A 19,370-nucleotide genomic window follows, 5' to 3' on the forward strand; every position below is an offset into this window, starting at 1 on the left:
GACAACAATAAATAGCCCCCGTCCTACGCCTGTTGTACAGACGTAGGGACGAGAGCTATTCCCGCGGTTCCACCCTACTTGGCTTGGATCCAACAGGATAATCCTGTTGATTCCAGCCCACTTTTCCGTGTCCATTCATGCTCCCGAGTGCCGTTTCAAAGACCGATTCAGTCAGGCTCCCACCATCCCCAACTCGCTTATTCATGATATCCAAGTGTTCTACAACGACTTGTCCCCATAAATGCAATAAATCCAGTCTTTTACTTTCTCGTTCAATGCATGTCTCATAAAGAGAAATTATATTTCATAATATATAAAATCTAGTATGAAGTCAAGATATAGTTTCACTTCCACATAAACGCCTCAAATCCCGTACTTCTCCATCTGATCGAGGAAAGAACGGGATTTAAGATTCAGACCAAGCTGATGATCCATAAAGGCACGCATCAGCTTTTTGATCTCATCACGGGTAGACTCACTCACTGATATATTCCCCAAGCGCTGCAGATCCAACTGCGCGAACAAGCGCAACAACTTCAGAGCCTTTGGACTGACTGACATCGCCGGAGGATCGAAATGTTTGCATGCACGACACAGGACGCCGCCAAGTCTTGGACTGATAAACAACTGCTCATCCGGTCGCTCCTGATTACAGGAGATACACTCATCGAACTGCGGACCATAACCGGATGCCTGTAATATTTTCATTTCGTACAGACTTGTAATGACAACCGGATCTTTCTCTTCCTTCAACGCCTGCAGACACGCCTTTAACTGTTTGAACCAAAATGTACCTGTCTCTTCATCCTGAAGCACGCGATCCAATAGTTCACACGCATAAGAGGCATAAGAGGCCTTGACCAGATCTTCACGCAACTCATGATAGGATTCAACAATCTCTCCAGCATTCAGTGTGCCTAGACCCGTATTGCGAAAATATACATATTGACCATACGTAAACGGCTGCACCAGTGCAGCATGTCGGCTCTTGGGCTTTTTGGCACCGCGGACGAGTACACCTACTTTCCCGCCGCTTTCGGTGCAAAGCGTAATAATTTTGTTCCCTTCGCCGTAATCCATGCTGCGGATGACAATCCCTTCCACCCTGTATAGCATGCCTCGTCACCTAACCATTCCCGAATTAGCCAGTTATCCTTCGGCTTCTTCATCTTCAATCACTTCCCTTGCAGGTTCCGACTCCTGTCCTAACGAGTTACACGCCTCGGTATATAACAAATAGGACTCCACATCCCCCGTCATCGCAAAAACCTTCCACGAAAAATCTCGCATCGGAATTTCATCCTCTCTTCGGAAATGACGTCTGCATCTACCAAATAGGATGGAGTCTTGCAAGGTAAACTATGTGTTGCAATTACTGGATAAAACTCAAATCATTAATCGCGGCCAAAGCCAAGGTCACGCAGAACCCGATCCTGATTTCTCCAGTCTTTTTTCACTTTAACCCATAGATCCATGAAAATTTTGGAACCGAGGAGGTTCTGAATGTCGTGTCGAGCTCGTTTACCCACTTCTTTCAGAAGAGCACCCTGCTTCCCGATAATGATCCCTTTTTGTGAGTCCCGTTCCACAAATATGACGGCTGAGATATAAACGACACCGTTATCCTGTACTTTCATATCTTCAATCGTTACAGCAATGGAGTGAGGTACTTCTTCACGAGTCATCTGTAGAATCTTCTCACGAATCAACTCTGCACATACAAACTGTTCCGGATGGTCAGTGACCTGGTCATCAGGATAGTACTGTGGACCTTCAGGCAAATACTTCCCAAGCTGTTCGAGCAAGGTGCTTACATTGCTACCCAGCTTGGCAGATACAGGCACGATTTCAGCGAAATCATGCAGTTTGCGATACTCCTCCATAAGGGGCAGCAACGCTTCCGGCTCAATTTTGTCAATTTTATTCATGACGAGAATGACAGGAGTACGGATATTTTTCAACTGTTCCGCAATATAACGATCACCGCCACCCATTCCTTCCGAAGCGTCAATCAAGAACAGTGCTGCTTCCACTTCTCCGAGCGTGTTCAGAGCAGTCTGGTTCATGTAATCGCCAAGTTTGGATTGACGTTTGTGAATACCCGGTGTATCCAGGAAAACGATTTGCTGATGTTCTGATGTATACACACCATGAATCTTATTACGAGTGGTTTGCGGCTTGTCCGACATAATCGCGATTTTTTGTCCGATAACCTGGTTCATCAGTGTGGATTTACCTACGTTCGGACGTCCAATAATGGCTACAAAACCGGATTTAAATGCTTGTTTTTTCATATGTTCCTCCTCAGGCGCCTAGGCCTGGAATATTGGTTTATTTTTTGGCAGAATTCAGATCAGATGGCCCAAAAGCCCAAGGTAACAGTTCGGCAACAGTCGTCTCTTGCAGATCACCTTTCATGTTCCCCAAGATGACTTTCATATCCGGTTCACACAGCTCGTACATGACCTGACGACATACACCACAAGGAGCAATCGGACCATCCGTGTCTCCTACAATGGCAATCGCTTTGAAGCTGCGAGGCTTCTGTCCACCTGCAATGGCACTGAACATCGCTGTACGTTCAGCACAGTTACCTGGGGAATAAGCAGCATTCTCAATATTACAACCATGATGCACATGTCCTTCACTGTCAAGCAAAGCCGCACCTACACCAAAATGGGAATAAGGCGTATACGCCTTCGTACGTGCCTTAATTGCTTCCTGCATTAACAAACCGTTATCCATCATTATTCTCTCCCTTAGGGTGATATAAAGCTGTGCTCTATAAGTTAAGTTCAACCAAAGCCAAATTTACACTTGCCACTTCGAGTCCAGAATAACCTTTCGATCGCTGTTATCCCCAGATTTTTTGATTCACTTTTTCAAAGTGAAAATCCGGGGATAAAGGCGAACGCTTCGCTTCTACAGGTTTATTTCTGTCCTCTTCGTTATCGTGTAACGTCTACAAGTTCAACTTAAAAAAGATCCAACTTTATATTAGTGTGTAGTATTAAAATCAAAACAAAGTTAAAACAAAATCAGTACAAACCTAGCCAGCTCATTACCGGCTTTATGAAAACGATACAACCGATGATGACGGCGAATACCGCAGCCAGCAGAACTGCACCAGCCGCGGTATCCTTCGCCGCTTTTGCCAGCGGATGGATATGGGGATGTGCCAAATCAACTGCAGCCTCTACAGCCGTGTTCATCAATTCAGTAACCAGGACCAAAAAGACTGCGGTCAGCACAAACATCCAATCCGTTCTTGAGATTCTGAAATAAAAGCCGGCTACACACATCAAAACAGCCACTCCCGTGTGAACTCTCACATTACGCTGAGTCCGCAACCCATATGCGATTCCTTCCGCAGCATTGCGGAATACCAGACCCCAGGAGCGCCTTTTCATTATCGTGTCAACCCGGCCTGGGCCAATACCGCTTCTTGTTTGCCCATCATTTCAGCCTCACTAGCTTCATCCTGATGGTCGTATCCGAGCAGGTGCAAGAAGCCATGGACAAACAGAAAACCAAGTTCACGTTCAAATGAGTGTCCATACTCCTCACTTTGCAGGATGGTCCGTGGTACGGAAATGATGATGTCTCCAAGAACATCCGGCATTTCTTCCATTTCTTCATCTTCGTCCAGCTCATAGATAATATCGAGCTCTTCATCCACCGTCTCGTTCATCGCAAAAGACAATACATCCGTTGGACGGTCAATGCCGCGATAATCACGGTTCAACTCATGAATCTGCTCATCGTTCACAAAAGTCAGAGCCACTTCCCCGTCTGCAACACCTTCTGCTTCTCCCGCAAGGTTCAGCAACTGTTCCAGCATTGCAATCATCGGTTCTGTAATTTCTTTATCCTGTTGTTCATTATTCCATGCCAGATTAAGACTCATTCTTCCATAACTCCTGTCTGCTCATATTAGAGGTTGTTCAAAAAGCCTTTCTAGCTTCATCGCATCTTCTCGGTACTGAAAACCGGGCCTTTTTGAACACGAACTATTATTGAATTATCCTGCTTCGGGCGAAGTCGGCTTCGGTTTCTTAATCTCCTCCGGATATTCTATCCTGGAGTGGAAGATACCCATCACCGTTTCCTTCAATGTTCTGGCGACGATATCCAGTTCACGCATCGTAAGATCACAATCGTTGAACTGATGATCGTCCAATCGCCCTTTAATAATTTTCTCAATCATCGACTCCACTTGCTCCACTGTCGGTTTGCGCAAAGACCTCACAGCAGCCTCCACACTATCGGCAATGCCAACAATAGCAGATTCCTTGGACTGAGCCTTCGGCCCTGGGTAACGGAAATCCTCTTCCGTGAAATCAGGCTCAACGCCTGCTTCCTCTGCTTGGCGCAGTGCTTTGTGATAGAAATAGTGGAGAAATGTTGTGCCGTGATGCTGTTCCGCAATATCCCGAATAGGTCTGGGCAGTTTGTAATCCTTCTGCATTTCCACACCATCACGCGCATGGGCAACGATGATGGATTTGCTCAGTTTCGGATCGATCGAATCATGCGGATTCTCCATATTATTCTGATTTTCAATAAAATAAATGGGTCTCTTGGTCTTGCCAATATCATGATAATACGATCCCACTCGGCAGAGCAATCCGTTAGCTCCAATGGCCTCTGCCGCGGCTTCGGACAGATTACCTACCATAACGCTGTGATGATAAGTACCTGGTGTCTCCGTCAGCAACTTGCGGAGAAGCGGATGGTTCGGATTGGACAGTTCCACCAGTTTGAGCGCTGACAAGATGCCAAATGAAGTTTCGAAAAATGGCATCAGCCCAATGACCAGTATGGCAGTAAGCACGCCACCAGCAAATGCAAATCCAACGCCATACAGTGTCGTGGTTCGATTCCAATCGCCCGAGTCAATCAGAGCCAAGGTGAAGACGGCGATGGACCCGAACAGACAGACCATAATGGCCCCTTTCAGGATCGTTGATCGCTGGCTGGCCTTATGAGTTGCGAAGATCGCAACAAATGAAACCAATACAGCGAAGAAACCCAGTTCAAAGTCAAAAAGCTGACCCTGATGCGTGTTCAAAATAATGCTGGACAACATACCGATCAAAATCGAACATACAAAGGCAAGCGAGGTATCCAGCAGAAGTGCAATTAACATCGCCCCTACCGCAACAGGAGCAAGGAAACCTACATAAGACCTCTCATTGGTCTGGATAATCGCCGTCACATGCATAACCACAATCGTAATAATAAAAATGAGAACAAGCATCAACAGCTGCGCATTATTATACTTAAAGTGCGTTCCGCTGCCTTGCTGAATATACATCAGAATTGCTGCCGACAACAGGCAGGAAAACATAAGAAGTCCAAGCTGCGGCCAGTAGTTCACTTCATTTTTCAGCAAGTCATTCTCATCCAATAGCGTATACATTTCCGGGGTGATCATTTCACCCTTGGCAACTAATGTGTCCCCTTGCTTAATGAAGACCGTTTGTGTGTTCTCACGTGCCTGAACTTTCGCTTCCTTGGTTCCCTCTTCATCATAGAAGCGGTTAGCGGTCACCACGAGGCGAGCAAGTTCTTGCACCACCTCACGTTGCGTACGCTTACTAAGCGAGCTTACACTCACCATCTCGGCTACTTTCGCACGCGCAGTGGTTGCATCGTTGATCTGATCGGTCATTAACCGGGCAACAATATCCCTCGCAACTGGTTTCATCTCTTGGATATCATCCGATGTCAGACGCGAGATTTTGATGTAAGTTTCTTCAGGAATACGATAACTTTGCTCCTGAACCACGTTTCTGATCTCTTCCAACAGAGTCTCGGAGTATGTACCGGCTTTCCGATTGTTATTGATATAGTTGGTTACAAAATCCTTCTGACGCTGCGGGATTTCATCCCGATAAATATCAATCTTGTCCTGACTTGAAATCTGATCATCCTGATTCAATCGATCTACACGATCAAGCAGGGTCGTCATCAAATTTTCGTTTCGCATCTGCACGATCTGAAATATCGGCTGTACCCGTTCAGCAGCTTCTTCCTGTGCTTTGAGTGTGGCCTTGTTATTTGGAATCTGCATGGGCGCAGCAATATCCACTTCACTCCGTGTACCTTCCTGGATATCATACCGCTCGGGGAGCAGCTTGGAAGCCAGACTCACGTAGAAAAGAATCACCAGAAACAAAAACAGAAGATAGCGTGCCCACACGCTATACTTCCATCCTGTAGCCTTATTCTGAAAAGATTTGCCTTTTGACGGTTCCTTCGAGGTCACTTTAGACAATCCCTTTCTATGCTTGATTTTCTGCGGCGTGGTTGTAAGCCACGATAATTTTCTGGACAAGGGAATGCCGTACAACATCTTGCTCGGCAAAATACACAAATCCAATCTCATTAACTTCGTTCAAGATCGTATTCGCTTCCACAAGCCCGGATTTCTTACCACGCGGTAAATCAATCTGTGTCACGTCTCCGGTGATGACCATTTTGGAGCCAAAACCAAGACGTGTCAGGAACATCTTCATCTGTTCCGGTGTTGTATTCTGTGCTTCATCAAGAATGATGAAGGAGTCATCCAGCGTACGCCCCCGCATGTAGGCGAGTGGCGCGATTTCGATTAACCCTCGCTCCAGTGCCTTCGCGGTCTGTTCCTGTCCCATAACGTCATACAGGGCATCATACAGCGGTCTCAAATACGGGTCTACCTTCTCCTGAAGATCACCTGGCAAAAACCCAAGACTCTCTCCTGCTTCAACAGCAGGCCGTGTGAGCACAATACGTTTGACGCTGCCTTCCTTGATTGCGGCAACAGCCAGTACAACAGCAAGGTAGGTTTTACCTGTACCAGCAGGACCAATGCCAAATACAATATCACGTTTTTTAATTGTAGTTACATAGTGCTTCTGTCCAATGGTTTTAACACGGATTGGTTTACCTCGGTATGTCGTCGTAATCTCGCCCTTGAACAGGTCCAATAGCTGGTCTGCCCGCATATCCTTGGCAAGTTCAATCGCATACTTCACATCTCTCTCGGTTAACACATATCCATTGCGTATCAATTGCAGTAACACATCAAATAATTGTTCAAGCGATTCCACATGCTGTGCATTGCCGAAAATCACAATCTCCGCTTCACGGGATGCAATCTGGGCGGGAATCTCGGATTCAATCAGTTTAAGAAAAGTATCTTGGGGTCCAAAAAGAGATTGGCCCTCTCCCGCACTCTGGAGGGAGATTTGTATACTGCGTGTTTGCTCTGACAAATATCCTCATTCTCCTTGACTATGGACTAGCGGAAGTTCTTCCGCAATGCTTTCTTCTACTTCAAATAAGACTTTCATATAAACTTTACCATTCTCTTTCTTCTCATGCAAAATTTTTTCACTTATAATTTTCGTTCCTTTGCCATTTTTGGCAATAATATCGTTCCTTGCTCCTTCCAATCCTTTCGTTCTGGCCCACTCTATGGTCTGTTGTTCCTCATGTTCACGGGTCTCCAGGTCCTTCTCTGTCAACCAGCCCATGGGAAGTGTAAAGGATCTCCAGGTCAGTGGTTTATGATTACTCTCGGTATCAAAAGAAGTAAATGGTGTATTTCCGTATCCCCACAGCTGGATCGCCCATTTTCCCAGCACCATGTAAAAGCGCTCTTTGCTCTCACCAGTCATCGTGTTATGTTTTTGCACAAGCGGGACTTCTACCTGATACTCACGCCATACCAGACCACGAACTTCCCCTTTGGCAACGATAGTTTTGGTGTTCTCCTCATCTCCGAGAATACCTGAGATCAGTACCTGACCCTTTTTGACACGCATGTCCTTCTGAACAACAGGACGCCCCTGCTCCGCATAGATTTGAGTGACGACAGCATCTGCTTTGCTGATCAGATGTCTCGGGTTCAGTAACGGTTCGCGCTTCGGTTGTGCAGACTCCACGACTTGAATGGTAATGGTTGTCCCTTCTTTGCTCACCCCGATCCAGGTCACATCCGGCAGAGCAAGTGCAAGTTGCCTGGAGAGCTTGTCTTGGCTTTGCAAGCGGAACGCCCACTGGAAAGGATATACCCCCTCTTTCTTCGCTGCTGCGAGCACTTCGTCCGTAGGAATGGTGACGTTACCCTTGACCTCCACATTCCATACCATAGACGACAACGCAAACAAAGCTGCCACAAAAAACAGCATTCCTCCGAGAAAAAACTTCCTTCGCAATAGTCGGGCTGCAAAAAAAGGAAAACCGCTGCGGTGGGTTACTTTCACTCTGCAGCCTGTCCGTTTCAACACAGGACGCAGCCTGAAAAAATGCGGCAGCAGAATGTTCATCTCTGCCACGCGTCCATCGTGAGCACGCAGGTTCCACACTTCCAGTCCCTGCTCTGCCACCGTGTTGATCAATGCTTCAATGTCTCCCCCAGTGACCGTGATTCGGACTGCTCCCCGCAGTTTGTACAGACTGGGCTGCTTCATGCGTTCCCCTCCACTCCATTCATATGAATATCCAGAATCGTTCCTTCAACAGCTACTTCATCCGGCAAAATGTTGCGTATCACCAAGGCAGTTCCTTTGATCTCCAACTGGCCTTGTGAAAGAGCCAGCACGATGCGATCCGGCGTGAAATGGATGACACCGCGATGATTCTCTATATACAGTTGCTTGCTGCCGATCAGGGTTAACCGTGGCATATCATAAAGCACATCCTGCGGCAGATCCAACACTTCACTGGTCCATCTGCGCAGCTTGCGGCTGATCCGGGTCATTCGAAGGTCTTCCCCCTTCCTCTACAGTTCAACTTATGCGCAGATTCATGAATTTATGAAAATTCCGGGGCGTGTTAGGGACGAATGTTGAGAAAAAAGTAAAGAACACAGAAAAAGCCGTCTCCGGCGGCTTTCTGCTCACCAGAGACGGCTCTATTTCTGTTCATTATGAAGACTTGGTTACAGTTTCCCTCTTGTACCAAACGGCTGTTTGGAACGAGGAGAACCCAGTACTTCTGCCCACAGCACACCTGTACGAATATCAGCAGGACGAAGCCGAGATGCTCCCGATTCATCGGTGCTGGTCTCATCCCAACTGGAATCAGACACAACTGGCCGATTCGCAGAAGAGATGCGATTCAAGCGTTCTTCAATCAAGCGCTGCTGTTGTTCCATGCCTCTCATCTGTTCCTCAAGTGAATTTTCCATGGCGCTCATCGTGCCCTCACTTCTGTAGTCACTTGCGGTCCGAGAAGAAGCAGCAGGCTCTGAGTACGGCTGATCATACTGATTCTCATATTGTTCGTCATCATATCGATCGTCATACTGTTCATCATAACGGGGATCTACAGGTCCGGAAGACTGCTGCGGAGATGAGTTATCTCTTGAGCGTTCATCCCGGTCTGAATCACCGCCACCTCCAAACGTAGGCATCCCGTTGGCAGGACGCTTTTTGTTCGGATCAGCCGATTTGGCAGCTTTCCCTAAGAACGAGAAGAGCGCAAAACCGATGACGGCCACAATATACAGATTATCAAAAATCCATTCAAATAGGCCCATATGCACTCACCGCCTATCTTCCGTTTTTGGAATCACCCTGATCGTTGGAATTCGAACCTTCACCAGGTTTTCCCAATGTGTTACGCATTTGAGTATCCGCTTCAATATTCTTCAGGTTCATGTAATCCATGACACCGATCTTACCACTACGCAGGGCTTCGGACATTGCCAAAGGTACTTGGGATTCGGATTCAACAACGCGGGCTCTCATTTCCACTACGCGTGCTTTCATCTCTTGCTCTTGCGCTACGGCCATTGCACGACGCTCTTCTGCTTTTGCTTGAGCGATACGTTTGTCAGCTTCTGCTTGCTCTGTTTGCAAGAAGGCACCAATGTTTTTACCTACATCAACGTCCGCAATATCAATGGACAGAATTTCAAAAGCAGTACCTGCATCCAGACCTTTGGACAACACGGTACGGGAGATCAGATCCGGATTTTCTAGGACGTCTTTGTGAGAATTGGAGGAACCGTTCGTACTTACGATACCTTCGCCGACACGGGCGATAATTGTCTCTTCACCAGCACCACCGACGAGACGATCAATATTGGCACGAACGGTAACCCGTGCTCTAACTTTAACTTCGATACCATCTTTGGCTACCGCAGAGACAATCGGTGTTTCGATAACACGCGGGTTAACGCTCATTTGTACGGCTTGCAATACGTCACGACCTGCGAGGTCAATGGCAGCAGCACGTTCAAATTCGAGTGGAATGTTCGCACGTTGTGCAGCAATCAGAGCGTTTACAACACGGTCAACGTTACCACCTGCCAGGAAGTGACTCTCCAGTTGGTTCATTGAAAGTTTAAGACCCGCTTTCGTTGCTTTGATCATTGGGTTCACGATACGACTAGGTGTTACACGTCTGAGTCTCATCGCTACCAGTGTAATAATGCTTACTCGTACGCCGGATGCAATCGCTGATACCCAGAGCATAACCGGGAAAAAGCTGAAGAATACGCTCAATACGATAATACCTACTACCGCAATGAGCAAAATCGTGATCATAGATGTGTCCATAGTTTAATTTCCTCCATTTGCAATTCAAATTTGATAAATACATCAGAGAAGACATTATTCATGAGTCCGCTGCTAAATGAAAGAATGCACCACTGCACTGGCAGCTTCAGCTAAGTGGTTATGTACATTGTCGAAGCGTTAGTCCGCTTCGACAACAGAGCGGGTTACACCGGCAGAGCTTGCTGAACTACAATCCGGGTACCTTCCGCTTTGATCACAATAATCGGTGTATCGATGGGAATAAAGTCTCCGTCGGTCACAACGTCAATTCGTTCCCCTTCAAACATCGCTGTTCCCGAAGGACGAAGCGGTGTCAAGCTGATTCCTTGCAGACCAACGAGCTCTTTGCGCTCTGTGGCTGATGAATAACCACGATCCGCAGACATGCTGTCACTCAATATGAACCGATTCCATATTCCTCGATCCTTAAAGACGATCGCAATGATCGCAATGACTACCAGCGCTGCTCCAAAAGCGATACCCAGAGATACAAATGCATCACTCGTATCATAAGCAGCCCTTACAACACCAGCCACAAGCGCAATCGATCCCAAAATACCCAGAATACCGAAGCTCGGAATAAACATCTCCAGGATCATCATAATCAGTCCGACTGTAAATAGTACCCATGTCTCTGCTCCGGCAAATCCCGCAATGTAGTTACCCGAGAAATACAACACGAAACACACGATACCTATAATACCAGGAACTCCAAAACCAGGAACAATCAATTCAATGATCACACCCGCGATTCCGAGGAACAATAATACAGTCATGACAACAGGATTGGTAAGAAAAGATGAGATATTCTCTGCTGTCGTCCGTTCTACCTTGAATACATCATCCTGACTGTAACCGAGCCAAGTTGCCGCTTCTTCCGGTGTGTTGCTGATGTGGTCGGCATAACCGACTTTCAGCGCTTCTTCAGCCGAGAGAGCAATAATTTCACCTTTTTGCTTGGTTTTATTGATCTCTGGCATTTCCACAACCATGTTAACATCCGTCATTCCAGCTGCGATCTTGCCATCACGGCCACTAATTTCAGCCGCTCCCTGCATTTTGCTTTTCCAGAACGCAACAAGCTTCGGATCATCAACATGTTTGCCCGAACTGTCCACCATTGCTGCCGCACCGATCATACTGCCTGGTGACATTACGATCTTATCTGCATTCAGGGCCAGAAAACTTCCGGCTGAAGCAGCATCTCCACGGACAAATGCAACAGTCTCTATCGGACTGTCCTTAATCAGGGTACCCAACGTTTCCGCAGTGTCGACACGGCCTCCCGGCGTATTGATATCAAGAACGATCAGGCCAGCGTTCATCTTTTCCGCTTCCTTGAACCCGCGTTCCATAAACTTGCCAAGTCCCTGCTCGATTGGTTTGTCAACCGGAATAATATATACGGCGCCACTCTTCTCAGCTGCATGCGCTGACGGTGATCCAATCCAGACAGGAAGCAACAGCGTCAGCAGCATTAAGAGCATCAATGGCCCCGTAAGCTTCTTCCGGCGCTTTCCCTTCACAATAGTCCCCCCTTTTCCATTAATGTTATACTGTCCAGCTTATGGTATTTATTACGTACAATGCAACATTTCGTTTCAAAATCTTAAAATTATATTTGAAAACTGGAGCAATTGCAAGAATTCAAAACCATAATAATATATATTAACCATTTAAAAGAAATAATTGCTATCAGAAGGCCATCATGCGTTCATGAAAAAATGGAAAAAACACCTCCTGACAAGTCAGAAGGTGTTTATTAGTTTGCTTTATTGCAGAAATTGTTGAACTGCTTGATTTACCAGTTTGCCGTCCGCTTTGCCTTTAACTTTCGGCATAAGGGCCGCCATGACTTTCCCCATCTCGGCTTTCGAAGAAGCACCGGTTTCCTGGATGGTCTGCTGTACAATAACTTTAATTTCTTCTTCGGAAAGCTGTGCGGGAAGGTACTGGATGAGTACTTCAATTTCCGCTTTTGCATTTGCCGCGAGGTCTTCACGGCCCGCTTTGTCAAATTCTTGGAGGGCATCTTTGCGCTGTTTGATTTCACGACTCAGGATATCAAGCACTTCGTTGTCATCCAAATCTCTTTTCAAATCTATTTCAAGATTCTTGATCGTCGAACGAATCAACCGAATGTTGGAGAGTCTGAACTTGTCCTTACTCTTCATCGCTTGCTTCATATCTTCGTTCAATCGTTCGCTAAGATTCATGTAGTTAAAATCCTCCTAAAACTTTCTCTTACGAGCAGCCTCGGACTTTTTCTTGCGCTTTACGCTTGGCTTCTCATAATGCTTACGTTTCTTCACCTCAGCCAATACGCCATCTTTAGCGATGGAGCGTTTAAAACGACGAAGTGCAGCATCAATAGTCTCGTTTTTGCGAACTTTAGTTTCAGACACCAGTTTTCCCTCCCTCCGACCAGACCGTCCAAGAGCAATAACACGGTTCATCATCTTTCATTATAGGCGAAAGGTAATAAAGGTGTCAACCTCAATGTAATGATCACTTATTTGAATCAATTTCATAACTCACTAAAAATAGATTTTGTACCCTGATTAAAGCAGCTAAAGGTATTATGAAATTGATTCATTTATATGAGCGTTAAGTCACATATTCATGGATTTAATACATATGTCTAAATCCTCGATATTAGTACACATTAGCTCGTTTATTTGTGAGAATCAGACAAACTTGTCAGTACACCAAGTCTGGTACCGCCAAGCAAATGGTAATGCAGATGGTGGACAGTTTGCTCTCCATCCTTACCACAGTTGTTGATCAGGCGATATCCTGTTTCGTGCACGCCAAGACGTTTGGCCGCTTCTTGAGCAGCCAGATGAATCTCACCGATCAAAGGCAGATCTTCTGCGGTCACTTCATTCATGGAAGCAATATGTTTCTTCGGAATGACGAGAACATGTGTAGGCGCAGCGGGCTGGATGTCATGAAAAACGATAACATGGTCATTCTCCAGTACTTTATTGGAGGGGATGCTGCCCTCTACAATTTTGCAAAATAAGCAATCCATAGTTCATACCCTCCTTTTGTTTTGAAAATTATGTATTCCTGTACATCATACCCGAAGTAAAAAGTGTAGTCCAATTTTCTTCACTACGGGTGAACATCTTTTTAGCTACAGGTGTCAGCCTGTTAAAGACTTTTCTTTCCATACTATTCAAGTGAACTTACCAATTGGGGATAAATAACAGATATTGTATAAAAGCAAAAAACCTTTCTGCATCTCAATGAGTTCCATTCTTGCACGTGGAGATGAGAAAGGTTCTATGCTTGATCCATCCTTTAATAATTTTTTTATTCAGTTGAAGCCAATGTCACTCCATATAAGCAACTGATCCGGATTTACGCCAGTGCATGGTTCAATAATAAGGCAGCAACGTTAATGCAGTGAGTGCAAATAACGGGAGCACGAGTCGGTTAAAACGTCTGCGGCCGTAACCATAATAAGGATAAGGCGTAGGGTACCCGTATCCTGGATAGAATCCGCGGGTATGACCTATAGGATAATTCGCTCCCGGCATTGCATTTGGAGCCCAGTTCGCATGATGTACGACAGCTTCAGGCCCAACTGGAACAGCCAGATAAATCATTTCATCATCCACGTTTTCCATAATGCCATCATATTGCATGCCGTCATTCATCTGCACACATACATATCGGTGCATGTGTTCCTTGCATATTTTCTTCGCTTCCACCTTTTCCACTTGCCAACGCCTCCCTGAATCTGCTCTTGATCACCTTTTCATGGTATTCAGATCTGGGCGAATTGACACAACGTTGAAAATACAAAAAAAGAAGCACCCCGTAGCGGCTTCCTTGGAAGGCTGCTGCGCGGACATCTATTCAGGAAGCGTCCTGATCAGATGTCCGCCGGGGTACTTAAAATAAAGTTTGTCGGCTTAACTGTAGTATAACAGCGGGATGAACCTGTATCTGTGATGTAACTCACTACGCTAAGTTATAAAAGCAAGAAAAGAGATATTTTTACAATAACATTCGATTCATCAAAAATGAAAGTCATTCTGACGAAAGGTCTAGTCTCTAAATAAACTTAAGTCCAGCGCATCTTCTTCGACCATCTCGCAAAATCTTGGATCATGAGCCCGGCACATATAACAGATTATACATCTTGCTCTCTACAGGGTCTCCAAGACCACCCGCGAACCGCCTCCGCCTTCACCTGCCGGGATCACCACAAGCTTACGCGGCAAGCGTGCGCGCAGTTCAGGAACGTGACTGATTACACCGACAGCCAATCGGTCGTCATGCAGTTTTTCCAAAGACGTGATAACGGTATCCAACAGCTCCGGGTCAAGTGTACCGAACCCTTCATCCAGGAAGAAGAATTGAAGTGGGTACTGGCCTCGCAGCTGAATCTGGGCCGACAGTGCCAACGCCAATGACAATGAGGTCAAGAACGTCTCGCCACCTGATAACGTTGATACTGGTCGTTTGACTCCCCCATTGGCATCATCACAGATTACAAAACCACCACCGGAGTCCACCTCCAGTGAATAGCGTTGTTTGGTCAGGAAACGCAGACGCTGAGAAGCCGCATGACTAACCTGCATCAGTTGCTCTTCGGCAATATACTCGACAAAAGCATTGCCTCTGAACGCGGATTGAAGTTTGCTGAGCAGTTCGCCTTGACGGCTTACCTCCACCCGCTTGTTCTCCAGTTCGGTCCAGCGAACATGTCGCTGCTCTACATCCTCGAGATCACGTTCTGCCCGTGCTTTGGCACGAAGAGCCGCCTCATCCTCAGTCCGGACTTGCTGCAAACGTTCAGTACAGGCGAACCACTGTTCATCCGATACATTAGCACCACCCAACTTCTGTTCCAGTTCGCGCAATTGGGATGCCAGTTCACGCTCACGTTCACGGTGCTGCTGGATCTCTCCTGCCAGTCGTTCCGCCTCCTGGGATGGAATCGCCGCGGACACGACAGCATCGTCCGAGTCAAACGGAGATTGTTCCAGCAATTGCTGCCAGCGTTCCTGTGCCTGTTGCAGATGTTCTGCGGCCGAGACGGCGGCTTGCTGTGCCATGACATCTTTCTTGGCTGACTCCTGCTTCAGCGTGTCCGCTTCTTTGAAGCGTTGTGCCGACTCCGCAGCTGCTTTTCGCAGTCCATCCAGACGAACCTGAGCCGAAGTAATCAGATCTTCTACCCGCTGCTCCCCAACCCACTGACGCAAGCGTTCTTCCTTCTCAGCCAGTTGTTTGCTGTTGCCCTGCCATTCCGTTTGCCACTGAATCAGTTGTTTATCCAATTCAACCAGCTTCTGTTGGAGAGATTGAATGATCTGGTCTTTTTCCTCAAGGAACGTCACGCTTTTGTTCAGACGTTCCTTGATGTCCTCGGCGCGCGCATCGCGCTCCTGCATCGCCTGATAGAGGGCCTTGGCCTCCTCCTGAGCGATGCCCGGCAGTTCCGTGGCCCAGCGGCCCTGCAAGGCAGCCGCTGCGGCCTCGCTCTCGGCCAGCTTGCGCTCCGCCTGGGCGAGCCCGGCACGGCCGGCCTCCTGCGCAGCTGCCGCTTCCATGCGGCGCTGCTGGGCGCCTACAGCCGCCTGCTGCAACGCGGCGGCTTCAGCCTGCAATGGCGCTGCTGCGCCATCCAGCGCCTGCGCGGCTTCGCGCAGCGCAGCGGCACGCGATGCCCAGGCTGCCGGGGAGCGCCCGTGTTCGGGCGACCCGGCGGGCTCGGGCTCCGCTGCCGCAGGCGCGGCCTCGGCTGCGGCCGGAGCTTCGCCGGCCGCAGCGCCAAGCTGCGTCAGCAGGCTGCGACGTTCGTGCAGCTGCTGGCGCAGCCCAAAGCGCAGCTCCTGCAGCTCTGCATGCAGGCTGCGCAGCAGTTCCAGGTCCGCATCGCCTGCGTGCGGACCTTCTCCCGGCGGCGCAGCCGGGAGCGGGTGGTGCGGCGAGCCGCACACCGGGCATGGCTCGCCGTCGTGCAGTTCGGCGCGCAAAGCGGAGGACAGCCGGTGCAGCTCCTGCTCACGCATCGTGTCACGCAGCTGTTCCTCCGCAAGGGCCAGCAGGCTCTGTTCGCGGCTAATGTCCTGCTCACAGGCAAGCAAGGCCTCAAGACCTGCTGACGCCTGTTCTACCAGATGGATACGCTGATCACTCAGGCGTCTTTCTTCCTCAGCCGCCGCTTTCAGCTTGTCGGCTCCCTGTTCTGCTGACTGCTTGTAGGCTTGCATGTCAGCCTTGTTTTGCTGCAACTGCTCCGCGGCAGTATCCACACGATGCTTCAGTTCAAGCGCAGCCTGAAGCTGCCTGCGTTCCTCTGACTTCACTTCATTCGGCTTGAGGCTCTCCTGTAGTTCCTCACGCCGTTTGCGCCCGCGCTGCTGCAACTCCTTTTCTTTCTCAAGCTGCTGTCCCAGCGCACTCTGTTCGCCCTGTCCCTGTTCTAGAAGTTGCATGAGGCGCGAGCAATCCACTTGAAGACCGTCCCGTTCCCTTTGCAGCTCTTTCGCTTGTTCAAGCTGCTCCAGGCGTAACAGCAGTTTCGGTTCTTCCTCAGCCATTTGCGTACGTGCGATCTCGGCCTTCTCTGCTTGCTGAACGGACAGACGCTCATGTTCCAATGCTTGCTGTTGAGCTGTCTCTGCGATAGCCTGCCGTTGCTTCTGCATAGCCATAGCATCTCGAACCGTCTGCAACGCAGGCAGTATTGCATCTGCTGCTACAGATTGTTTCAGCCGTTGTTCGCCTGCCTCGATCTGTGGTTCCAGTGCTTTCAGCTTCTGCTGTTCATCTGTACGGGCCTGCCGTTCGTTACTTAACTCACGTATTTTACCCAGTTGTTCGGCTTCCTTCGCCGCTTCATCCAGCGCTTTGCGAGACAATTCAGACTGTTGCACTGCGATTTGAAGAAGACGTTTGGTCTCTTCCAGTGTCTCCTTGCTGGCATTGCCAAGTCCCTGTTGCTCGGCAGCAAGAGATTGGTGAACCATATCATTATCCTTGACCCGCCGACTTAATTTGATGGCCAGCTGATCCCCATACTTCTCCAGATGGAATAAGCGTTGCAGCATCTGGCGACGTTCACTGCCTTTGAGTGACAAAAACTCGGCGAATTTCCCTTGCGGAAGCACCACTGCTCGTGTAAAATCATCCATCTTCAAACCGATCACATCTTCAACGCAGCGATTAACATCTGCCAATTTGTCGGCAAGTACCTGTTCTTCGCCATTGACCGTCTCTATGAATTTACTTATCGTGTTACTCACCGACACTTCATTAGTTCGTTTGAAACGTCGCTCTACGCGAAATCTTCGAATCCCCTCTGCCGACATCAGTTCGAATGTAAAAGCAACCGACAACGAATCCTCTGCATGATTCATAATGCCCTGCGTGCCGTTTACTGCACGTTCCACTTTCCCGTACATGGCGAGTGTGATTGCATCGAGCAAGGAAGATTTACCGCTGCCTGTTGGACCGAATATACCGAATAGCCCCGTTTCCGTCAGCACGGTAAAATCAATCTCCTGCATCTCCCGATAGCTCTGCAGTCCGGCAACTTTTAATAGAATCGGCTTCATCTTTCCTCGACCTCCTCACGCACACCCGGCTCATCTTCATCGACAAGTTCCAGAAAAAGCTGTACCAGGCTCTCTTCCGGTTGTGCGCCACCCGTCTGACGCTGATAGAATTTACGGAACAGTTCGTGGACCGGCAGTTCGGATCGTTGCTCCAAAAGTCCTGCTGCAGCCATCTCGGGATACACGGGGCGTATGTGAATGATACCCTCATGTGATTTTCGCAGCTGCTGAATCTCCTTCAGAGACATCGCCTCGTCCAACCACACTTCCATGTCGATAAAAGCCTGTGGATCACGTCCCTCGTCCAGCCAGCGATATACTTCCGCCAGACCACCACGCGCCTGCCAACGAACGAGCGGACGCCCGGACGTTAACAAGACTTCCTCTACCTGTGCAGCTCCGCCTGGTGCAAGATCAACCATCGTGACAGACTTGCTCTGCCCCGCTTCCGAGAAGCTGTAGGCCAGCGGAGAGCCACTATATCGAATCAGACCGTCTCCCTTGACAGCCTGTGCACGATGAAGATGCCCGAGTGCCGTGTATTGCGCACCAGTCGATAAAGACGAAGGGTCCACCGTGTAAGCCCCACCGATCTGAATCGGACGTTCCGAATCACTCTCAAGACCGCCAAGCACATAGATATGGCTCATGGCCAAGTTCACAGTATCCGGGCGAAAAGAAGCTGCCAGACGCTGCATTAACATGCCCACCCGGTGGCTATATGCCTGACGAAGCACATTTTCATCCCCATCCGTTGTCAGCAATTCATTCAATCTTGCTTCAGAAGGATAAGGTAATGCCGCAATCTGTGCAGTCTCTCCGGTTCGCTGTGCATAGATGGTTACGGCTTCTGAAGTAGGCATCCCTACGAGTGTGATGCCCTGTCTGTTCACAAGCGGAGTCACAGAAGCCACCCGCTCTGGCTGATCATGATTCCCTGCAATCACCACGAGAGGTCTTCCATGCGCCGTCAGACGCGCTGCCGCTTCATAAAAAAGTTGTTCCGCCGCTGCGGGAGGATTCACGGAATCATACACATCTCCGGCCATCAATATGGCATCCGCCTGCTGCTCATCAGCCAGCCTGACGAGTTCATCAACGAAATCTTCCTGTTCACGCAGTCGACTTCGTCCTTCCAGCGTTTTTCCCAAATGCCAGTCTCCTGTATGCAAAATACGCATCGTCCGTACCACCCCTCTCCCATGTGAGATCCATGGTTCTGAATTCCAATCCGTTT

Annotated in this window: 20 protein-coding genes; all 20 read right to left on the reverse strand. The window is 48.4% G+C overall.

Annotated features, from left to right (window positions below; translation table 11 throughout):
- Window positions 1-55: 55 nt before the first annotated feature.
- The 20 genes from FS628_RS32020 to FS628_RS15685 all read right to left on the reverse strand — a co-directional run bounded on the left by FS628_RS32020 (window position 56) and on the right by FS628_RS15685 (window position 19,314).
- A complete protein-coding gene (locus tag FS628_RS32020; protein ID WP_222125240.1) occupies window positions 56-205 on the reverse strand; it encodes a hypothetical protein in 150 nt (49 codons plus the stop codon).
- 158 nt (window positions 206-363) lie between these two features.
- The gene (gene recO, locus FS628_RS15595; protein WP_047843778.1) at window positions 364-1,116 is read right to left on the reverse strand and encodes a DNA repair protein RecO; all 753 of its coding nucleotides are present in this window, start codon (window positions 1,114-1,116) and stop codon (window positions 364-366) included.
- Between the two features lie 33 nt (window positions 1,117-1,149).
- Window positions 1,150-1,290 (reverse strand): YqzL family protein, encoded by a 141-nt coding sequence (locus tag FS628_RS15600; protein WP_145323245.1) that lies wholly within the window; start codon window positions 1,288-1,290, stop codon window positions 1,150-1,152.
- Window positions 1,291-1,394: 104 nt separating this feature from the next.
- Complete coding sequence (gene era / locus FS628_RS15605) at window positions 1,395-2,294, reverse strand: GTPase Era (RefSeq protein WP_145323247.1); 900 nt, start codon at window positions 2,292-2,294, stop codon at window positions 1,395-1,397.
- 37 nt (window positions 2,295-2,331) lie between these two features.
- On the reverse strand, window positions 2,332-2,745 hold the full coding sequence (locus tag FS628_RS15610; RefSeq protein ID WP_145323249.1) for a cytidine deaminase: 414 nt from the start codon (window positions 2,743-2,745) through the stop codon (window positions 2,332-2,334).
- Between the two features lie 293 nt (window positions 2,746-3,038).
- The gene (locus FS628_RS15615; RefSeq protein ID WP_145323251.1) at window positions 3,039-3,410 is read right to left on the reverse strand and encodes a diacylglycerol kinase family protein; all 372 of its coding nucleotides are present in this window, start codon (window positions 3,408-3,410) and stop codon (window positions 3,039-3,041) included.
- The gene (ybeY, locus tag FS628_RS15620) at window positions 3,410-3,907 is read right to left on the reverse strand and encodes an rRNA maturation RNase YbeY (protein WP_036674804.1); all 498 of its coding nucleotides are present in this window, start codon (window positions 3,905-3,907) and stop codon (window positions 3,410-3,412) included. The genes FS628_RS15615 and ybeY overlap by 1 nt, the downstream gene beginning before the upstream one ends.
- A 114-nt stretch (window positions 3,908-4,021) precedes the next feature.
- A complete protein-coding gene (locus FS628_RS15625) occupies window positions 4,022-6,271 on the reverse strand; it encodes an HD family phosphohydrolase (RefSeq protein ID WP_145323253.1) in 2,250 nt (749 codons plus the stop codon).
- A gap of 16 nt (window positions 6,272-6,287) precedes the next feature.
- Window positions 6,288-7,259: a PhoH family protein gene (locus FS628_RS15630; protein ID WP_145323255.1), complete on the reverse strand. Its 972-nt coding sequence runs from the start codon at window positions 7,257-7,259 to the stop codon at window positions 6,288-6,290.
- 6 nt (window positions 7,260-7,265) lie between these two features.
- Entirely contained in the window at window positions 7,266-8,459 is a 1,194-nt protein-coding gene (yqfD, locus tag FS628_RS15635) for a sporulation protein YqfD (RefSeq protein WP_145323257.1), read from the reverse strand.
- On the reverse strand, window positions 8,456-8,749 hold the full coding sequence (gene yqfC / locus FS628_RS15640; protein WP_145323259.1) for a sporulation protein YqfC: 294 nt from the start codon (window positions 8,747-8,749) through the stop codon (window positions 8,456-8,458). The genes yqfD and yqfC overlap by 4 nt, the downstream gene beginning before the upstream one ends.
- Window positions 8,750-8,929: 180 nt before the next feature.
- Window positions 8,930-9,529: a hypothetical protein gene (locus FS628_RS15645; RefSeq protein WP_145323261.1), complete on the reverse strand. Its 600-nt coding sequence runs from the start codon at window positions 9,527-9,529 to the stop codon at window positions 8,930-8,932.
- Window positions 9,530-9,542: 13 nt separating this feature from the next.
- Window positions 9,543-10,553, reverse strand: a complete 1,011-nt coding sequence (gene floA, locus FS628_RS15650; protein WP_076332307.1) for a flotillin-like protein FloA — start codon at window positions 10,551-10,553, stop codon at window positions 9,543-9,545.
- 164 nt (window positions 10,554-10,717) lie between these two features.
- On the reverse strand, window positions 10,718-12,040 hold the full coding sequence (locus FS628_RS15655; protein ID WP_145324189.1) for an NfeD family protein: 1,323 nt from the start codon (window positions 12,038-12,040) through the stop codon (window positions 10,718-10,720).
- Between the two features lie 285 nt (window positions 12,041-12,325).
- Window positions 12,326-12,769 carry a GatB/YqeY domain-containing protein gene (locus tag FS628_RS15660; RefSeq protein WP_062835503.1) on the reverse strand — a complete coding sequence of 148 codons (444 nt, stop codon included), beginning with the start codon at window positions 12,767-12,769 and terminating at the stop codon, window positions 12,326-12,328.
- A 15-nt stretch (window positions 12,770-12,784) separates the two neighbouring features.
- Window positions 12,785-12,958, reverse strand: coding sequence for a 30S ribosomal protein S21 (gene rpsU, locus FS628_RS15665; protein ID WP_005547957.1), 174 nt, complete (start codon window positions 12,956-12,958; stop codon window positions 12,785-12,787).
- 269 nt (window positions 12,959-13,227) lie between these two features.
- Window positions 13,228-13,587: a histidine triad nucleotide-binding protein gene (locus tag FS628_RS15670; RefSeq protein WP_145323263.1), complete on the reverse strand. Its 360-nt coding sequence runs from the start codon at window positions 13,585-13,587 to the stop codon at window positions 13,228-13,230.
- 349 nt (window positions 13,588-13,936) lie between these two features.
- Window positions 13,937-14,281: a hypothetical protein gene (locus FS628_RS15675; protein WP_145323265.1), complete on the reverse strand. Its 345-nt coding sequence runs from the start codon at window positions 14,279-14,281 to the stop codon at window positions 13,937-13,939.
- Between the two features lie 432 nt (window positions 14,282-14,713).
- Window positions 14,714-18,133 carry an SbcC/MukB-like Walker B domain-containing protein gene (locus FS628_RS15680; protein ID WP_145323267.1) on the reverse strand — a complete coding sequence of 1,140 codons (3,420 nt, stop codon included), beginning with the start codon at window positions 18,131-18,133 and terminating at the stop codon, window positions 14,714-14,716.
- Complete coding sequence (locus FS628_RS15685; RefSeq protein WP_145323269.1) at window positions 18,130-19,314, reverse strand: exonuclease SbcCD subunit D; 1,185 nt, start codon at window positions 19,312-19,314, stop codon at window positions 18,130-18,132. Before FS628_RS15685 ends, FS628_RS15680 begins: the two co-directional genes overlap by 4 nt.
- Between the last annotated feature and the right edge of the window lie 56 nt (window positions 19,315-19,370).

It is taken from the genome of Paenibacillus xylanexedens (assembly GCF_007676705.1).
In the GTDB taxonomy this organism is placed as follows: domain Bacteria; phylum Bacillota; class Bacilli; order Paenibacillales; family Paenibacillaceae; genus Paenibacillus; species Paenibacillus xylanexedens_C.